Source organism: Streptomyces odonnellii (assembly GCF_000981895.1).
In the GTDB taxonomy this organism is placed as follows: Bacteria; Actinomycetota; Actinomycetes; order Streptomycetales; family Streptomycetaceae; genus Streptomyces; species Streptomyces odonnellii.
Map to the genome: position 1 here is coordinate 1 of NZ_LATD01000613.1, position 3,312 is coordinate 3,312.

Genomic DNA, 3,312 nt, shown 5'->3' on the forward strand with positions numbered 1-3,312 from the left:
CACCCGTACCCCTGGCCCCGCGATCAGCCTCGTGTTACCAAGAGCCATGCCCGCACATGTCTCGTACGACGCCGTCATCGTCGGCGGCGGCCACAACGGCCTGGTCGCCGCCGCCTATCTCGCCCGCGCCGGGCGCTCCGTCCTCGTGCTGGAGCGGCTCGGCACCACTGGTGGCGCGGCCGTCTCCAGTCGGCCCTTCGCCGGCCTGGACGCCAGGCTCTCCCGGTACTCGTACCTGGTGTCCCTGCTGCCGCGGAAGATCGTCCGGGAGCTGGGGCTGCGCTTCACCGTGCGCAAGCGGACAGTCTCCTCGTACACCCCGCTCGGCGACGGCGGACTGCTGGTCGGCGAGGGCCGTACCCGCGAGTCCTTCGCCGCGCTGACCGGCGGTGAGCGGGAGTACGCGGCCTGGCGGGAGTTCTACGCGATGACCGGGCGGGTCGCCGAGCGGGTCTTCCCGACCCTCACCGAGCCGCTGCCCACACGCGAGGCGCTGCGCGCGCGGGTCGACGACGGGACCGCCTGGCGCGCGCTCTTCGAGGAGCCCATCGGGGCCGCGGTCGAGGAGCGGTTCCAGCACGATCTCGTCCGGGGCGTGGTGCTGACCGACGCGCTGATCGGTACCTTCGCCGATGCCCACGACCCCTCACTCGTACAGAACTGCTGTTTCCTCTACCACGTGATCGGCGGCGGCACCGGCGACTGGGACGTCCCCGTCGGCGGGATGGGCGCCCTCACCGACGCGCTGGCCGACGCCGCCCGGTCGGCGGGCGCGGAGATCGTCACCGGACACGAGGCGATCCGGATCGACACCGACGGCAACACCGCCGAGGTCTCCTTCCAAGCAGACGGCGGCCAGGGTACGGTGACGGCTCGTCAGGTGCTCGTGAACGCGTCGCCGCAGGCCCTCGCCGCACTCCTCGGCGACGAGCCGCCCGCTCCCGCCGAGGGCGCCCAGCTCAAGGTCAATATGCTGCTGCGCAGGCTGCCCCGGCTGCGCGACCGGTCCGTCGATCCGCGCGAGGCCTTCGCCGGGACCTTCCATATCGCCGAGGGATACGGGCAGTTGGCGACGGCGTACCGGGAGGCCGCCGCCGGCCGGCTGCCGAGTGCCCCACCGTCCGAGATCTACTGCCACTCCCTCACCGACCCCTCGATCCTCGGACCGGAACTGGCGGGGCAGGGATACCAGACACTCACCCTGTTCGGACTGCACACCCCCGCCCGGCTGTTCGCCGCGGACAACGAGTCCGTACGGGCGGAGCTGCTCGCCGCGACCCTCGCCCAGCTCGACGAACGGCTGGCCGAGCCGATCGCCGACTGTCTGGCGGTGGACGCGGACGGCCGCCCCTGTATCGAGGCGAAGACCCCGCTCGACCTCGAACGCGAACTGCGGCTGCCCGGCGGCCATATCTTCCACCGCGACCTCTCCTTCCCGTACGCCACCGAGGAGACTGGGCGCTGGGGCGTGGAGACGGCGCACGCCAATGTGCTGCTGTGCGGCGCGGGCGCCGTCCGGGGCGGCGGGGTGAGCGGAGTGCCGGGCCACAACGCGGCGATGGCGGCTCTCGGGCGGTGAGCACGGGCCCTCGGCGGGCGGGCGGAGTCAGTCCTCCGAGGCCGTCCAGCCCACCGTCTCGATACGCGCCATGTCCTCCTGCCGCGCCTCGTCGAAGACCGTACGGCCGCCGTCCTCGATCCGCAGGGCGTCCGCGTACACGCCCCGCCCGACGTACAGCCGGTCCGTGGTGTACCGCCAGCGCAGCCGTACCTCCGTACCCCGCCACCGCGCGAGATCCGCGGTCAGCCGGTGCCAGACCCGTCCCGACCAGCCGGTCGCCGAGCCCGCCGGGTGCTCCTGCGGGTCCCCACCTTTCTGCCCTTTCCGTGCGGTGGTGAAGGGCACCGCCCGCCAGCTCGCGCCGCCGTCCTCCGACGCCTCCAGGAACAGGGCGTCCGCGCCGGGCTCGGTGTCCCACCACAGGGAGCAGCGCAGCCGCGCGTCCCCGGACTCCGGGGTGACCGGGGGCAGGGTGAGCGTGGCCGTGGTGGCAGCGGCCATTCCGGAGAACCAGGCGGTACGGCCCCGCTCCGGCCGGACCGCGACGGCCCGGGCCATCCGGTCGGCGGTCGCCACCCGGGGCGCGCTGCCGGAGCGCCAGCTCCGCACGGGATGCACGGAGTTGCCGAGGACGACTAGGAACGAGTCGGTCGTCGGGTCGAGGACCAGACTGGTGCCGGTGAAGCCGGTGTGGCCCGCGGTGCCCGGGGTGGCCATCGCGCCCATGTACCAGTGCTGGTACAGCTCGAAACCCAGACCGTGGGCGTCACCGGGGAAGTCCGTGTTGAAGTCGGTGAACATCAGCTCCACCGACTCGGGACGCAGGATTCGCGCCCGGCCGTAGACGCCGCCGTTGAGGAGCGTCCGGGCGAGGACCGCCAGGTCCCAGGCGCAGGAGAAGACTCCGGCGTGGCCCGCGATGCCACCGAGGCTGTACGCGTTCTCGTCGTGCACCTCGCCCCACACCAGGCCCCGGTCGAGTCCGGACCAGGGCGCCCGGGCGTCCTCGGTGGCGGCGATCTTCGGCTTCCAGGAGGCGGGCGGGTTGTAACGGGTGCGGTGCATCCCGAGCGGAGCGGTGATCTCGTTCCGGAGCAGCGCGTCCAGCGGCTGTCCGGTGATGCGCTCCAGAATGAGCTGGAGGGAGATCAGATTGAGGTCCGAGTAGAGATACGCCGTACCGGGCGGGCTGACCGGCGCCTCGTTCCACAGCAGTTCGAGCTTGCCCTCGTAGGTCGGCGCCGTATAGAGGGGGACCCAGGCGCGGAAGCCGGAGGTGTGCGTCAGCAACTGACGCACCGTGATGTCCTCTTTGCCCGCCCGCCCGAACTCCGGGAGGTATGCCGTGACCCGCTCCTCCAGTTCCAGCGCGCCCCGCTCGATCCGCTGGACGGCGAGAATCGAGGTGAACAGCTTGGAGACGGACGCCAGATCGAAGACCGTGTCCTCGGCCATCGCGATCTGCCGCTCGGCCGGGAACTCGACTCCCTCGCCGGTCTTCTCGTCGTACGCCGAGTAGCGCACGGCCTTGCCGATCGGCCGGTGCAGGGCGACCGTGCCGCCCCGGCCCGCGAGCAGCACGGCGCCCGCGTACCAGGGGCGGACGGGGGAGGGACCGAGAAAGGCCGCCGCGTCGTCGACCAGCCGCTCCAGCTCACGGGGGATGAGACCGGCCCGCTCGGCCGAGCCGCGCCGCAGGGTCCGGCGCCCGGAGCCGGGCCCCCGGCCCGGGCGCCCACCGGTCCCGGCGC

General features: G+C 72.8%; 2 protein-coding genes. One reads left to right on the forward strand and one right to left on the reverse strand.

Annotation, left to right across the window (positions count from 1 at the left end; translation table 11 throughout):
* Window positions 1-46 precede the first annotated feature (46 nt).
* Window positions 47-1,579 (forward strand): phytoene desaturase family protein, encoded by a 1,533-nt coding sequence (locus WH07_RS35640; RefSeq protein WP_046509391.1) that lies wholly within the window; start codon window positions 47-49, stop codon window positions 1,577-1,579.
* 27 nt (window positions 1,580-1,606) lie between these two features.
* On the opposite strand, the gene WH07_RS35645 is transcribed toward WH07_RS35640, so the two are convergent.
* A partial coding sequence (locus WH07_RS35645) for a serine hydrolase domain-containing protein (protein ID WP_046509393.1) occupies window positions 1,607-3,312 on the reverse strand: 1,706 nt, incomplete at its 5' end.